The sequence below is a fragment of the Micromonospora sp. NPDC002411 genome (assembly GCF_053592955.1).
The window spans coordinates 1-3,321 of the sequence record NZ_JBSFBM010000513.1 but is presented as its reverse complement, the minus strand read 5'-3'; the positions used below and the strand labels follow the sequence as shown (position 1 = coordinate 3,321).

At 69.5% G+C, this 3,321-nt stretch carries 1 protein-coding gene and 1 pseudogene; both read right to left on the bottom strand.

What is annotated here, in order from left to right; all coding sequences use genetic code 11:
* Positions 1-72: 72 nt before the first annotated feature.
* Positions 73-681, bottom strand: a pseudogene (locus tag ACWCO3_RS33165) (ribonucleotide-diphosphate reductase subunit beta); the annotation flags it as partial.
* A gap of 50 nt (positions 682-731) precedes the next feature.
* Positions 732-3,065, bottom strand: coding sequence for a ribonucleoside-diphosphate reductase subunit alpha (locus ACWCO3_RS33160; protein ID WP_450013876.1), 2,334 nt, complete (start codon positions 3,063-3,065; stop codon positions 732-734).
* Positions 3,066-3,321 lie beyond the last annotated feature (256 nt).

Sequence of the window (3,321 nt, the reverse complement as noted above, 5' to 3'; positions counted from 1 at the left end):
CGTCCTCGGATACAACGTCTACCGGTTCGACGGCTGGTACACCTCGACCCTGATCGCCACCGTGCCGGGAACGACCCAGTTGGTGCCGGAGGCGAGGCCGTGCAGCAGGCCACGGGAGCGCAGGAAGTAGACGTACGCGAACGCGCCGTAGAAGAACAGCCCCTCGATGCAGGCGGCGAAGCAGATCAGGTTGAGCAGGAACGTTCGCCGGTCCTCGCGCGAGCGCAGCTCCCGGAGGTCGCCCAGGGAGTCGATCCAGCGGAAGCAGAACTCGGCCTTGCGGCGGATCGAGGGGATGTTCTCGATGGCGGCGAAAGCCTCGAAGCGCTCGGTCTCGTCGGGCACGTACGTGTCGAGCAGGTTGAGGTAGAACTGGACGTGCACCGCCTCCTCGAACAGTTGCCGGGACAGGTAGAGGCGCCCCTCGGGGCTGTTCACGTGCTGGTACAGGTTGAGCACCAGGTTGTTCGCGACGATCGTGTCGCCGGTGGCGAAGAACGCCACCAGGCGGCTGACCAGGTGCCGCTCGGCCGGCGACAGCTTGTCCAGGTCGGCGAGGTCGGCGTGCAGGTCGACCTCCTCGACGGTCCAGGTGTTGCGGATGGCGTCGCGGAAACGGTCGAAGAAGTGCGGGTAGCGCATCGGGCGGAGGGTGAGGTCCATCCCGGGGTCGAGCAGCATGTGCGTGGTCCTCGTCTCGGAGGTGTCGGTGACTGTGGTGTCGGCGAGGGTCACTGACAGGCCTCGCACGACTCGGGGTTCTCCAGCGAGCAGGCCAGCGCCTCCGCGTCGAGGGCGACGGGCGCGAGGGCTACGGGCGCGACGGCGCTGACGGTGGCCTGCTGGATCCGGGTCGCGGGGCGCGAACGCAGGTAGTAGGTGGTCTTCAGGCCGGCCTTCCAGGCGTACAGGTACATCGAGGAGAGCTTGCCGATGGTCGGTGCCGCCAGGAACAGGTTCAGCGACTGGGACTGGTCGATGAACGGGGCACGGGCGGCGGCGAGGTCGATCAGCGCCCGCTGCGGCAGCTCCCACGCGGTGCGGAACAACTCCCGGACGCCGGCCGGCAGCTCGGCGATGTCCTGCACCGACCCCTCGGCCCGCTTGATCGCCGACCGGATCCGGTCGGTCCACAGACCACGGGCCTTCAATTCGCGGACCAGAGCGGTGTTGACCTGGAGGAACTCCCCGGACAACGTCTCGCGCTTGAACAGGTTCGACACCTGCGGCTCGATGCACTCGTAGCACCCGGCGATCGAGGCGATGGTCGCGGTCGGGGCGACGGCCACCAGCAGCGAGTTACGCAGCCCGTGCGCCGCGACCCGCTCCCGCAGGGCGTCCCACCGCGCGGTCTGCGTACCCTCGACACCCCACAGGTCGGGCTGCAACTGGCCCCGCGCGGCCCGGGTCTGCGGGTACGTCGGGTGCGCGCCGAACTGTCGCGCCAGGTCGGCGGAGGTCTCCAACGCGGTCAGGTACAACTCCTCGCTGACCCGGGTGGACAGTTCCCGCGCGGCCGGCGAGTCGAACGGCAGCCGCAGTGCGAAGAAGACGTCCTGCAGGCCCATCAGCCCGAGCCCGACCGGCCGCCAGCGGGGGTTGCTCGCCGCCGCCTGCGTGGTCGGGTAGTAGTTGATGTCGATGACCCGGTCGAGGAAGGTCACCGCGGTACGCACCGTGGCGCGCAGCCGCTCCCAGTCGATGTCACCGTCGACGAGGTGGGCGGCGAGGTTCACCGAGCCGAGGTTGCACACGGCGGTCTCCGCGTCGCTGGACACCTCGACGATCTCGGTGCAGAGGTTGGACAGGTGCACCACGTTGCCCGGTTCGGCGGTCTGGTTGCACAGCCGGTTCGACGCGTCCTTGAAGGTCATCCACCCGTTGCCGGTCTGGGCCAGGGTTCGCATCATCTTCCCGTACAGCTCCCGCGCCGGGACCTGCCGGACGTAGCGGCCCTGCGCCTCGGCCTCGCGGTACGCGGCGTCGAACCGCTCCCCCCACAGGTCGGGCAGCTCGGGCACCTCGTGCGGGTCGAACAGCGACCACATCTCGTCGGCCTCGACCCGGCGCATGAACTCGTCCGGCACCCAGTTGGCCTGGATCAGGTTGTGGGTGCGGCGGGCGTCCTCGCCGGTGTTGTCCCGCAGTTGCAGGAACTCCTCGATGTCCGGGTGCCACGGCTCCAGGTAGACGCACGCCGCGCCCTTGCGCCGGCCGCCCTGGTTGACCGCCGCGACGCTCGCGTCCAGCGTTCGCAGCCACGGCACGATCCCGTTGGACTGCCCGTTGGTGCCACGGATCAACGCGCCCCGGGACCGGACCCGGGAGTACGCGATGCCGATGCCGCCGGCGAACTTGGACAGGTTGGCGACCTGGGCGTAGCGCTGGTAGATCGAGTCCAACTCGTCGAGCGGTGAGTCGACCAGGTAGCAGGAGGACATCTGGGTGTGCCGGGTGCCGGAGTTAAACAGCGTCGGTGAGCTGGGCAGGTAGGCCAGGCTGGACATCAACCGGTAGAAGCCGACCGCCTCGTCCGGCGTACGGGACAGGCCACAGGCCACCCGCAGCAGCCAGTACTGCGGGGTCTCCAGCACCAGCCGGCTGGTGGGATGGCGCAGCAGGTACCTGTCGTACACCGTGCGCAGCCCGAAGTACTCGAACCGCCGGTCGCCGTCCGGGTCGATGGCATCGTCGAGCACTGCGGCGTGCGTGGCGACGAACGCGGCGGTGTCGTCTCCGATCAGGCCCTCGGTGTGGCCGGTCCGGATCGCCGCGCTGAACGAGGCGATGCCCTGCCGACGCACCTCCTTGTCGACGTAGCCGGCGAGCAGCCGGGCGGCGAGGCGCGAGTACTGCGGTTCCTCACCGATCATCTCGGCCGCTGTCTGAATGGACAGCCGGTCCAGTTCGGCTGTCGTCGCGCCGTCGTACAGGCCGCTGATCGTGCGGGTGGCGACGCGCATCGGGTCGACGTCGGTCAGGTCGTCGGCCCACCGCTCGACCGCCCGGACGATCTTGTTCACGTCCACGGGTTCGGTGCCGCCGTCACGCTTGCGGACCTGCATCGGCGTCCGTCGCAGTGCCGCGTCGGCGCTGGCCGGGACTACCTCGGTGACTGTCACCACTCGCTCCTCGGAGTTCGAGACCTGGAGGCCCGAACGCGCGGAGACAGACACCGACGGACGCCACGCCGGCGGCGTGGGTCAGGTGGCGTCAGCCGTCCCACGCGGCCTCGGACCGCCGCACACCCGGGTGGCTGGTGGTCGAGGAGTTCGACTGCACCGCGACGCCACGGGTGCTGACCGCGCCGAGTGACGACGC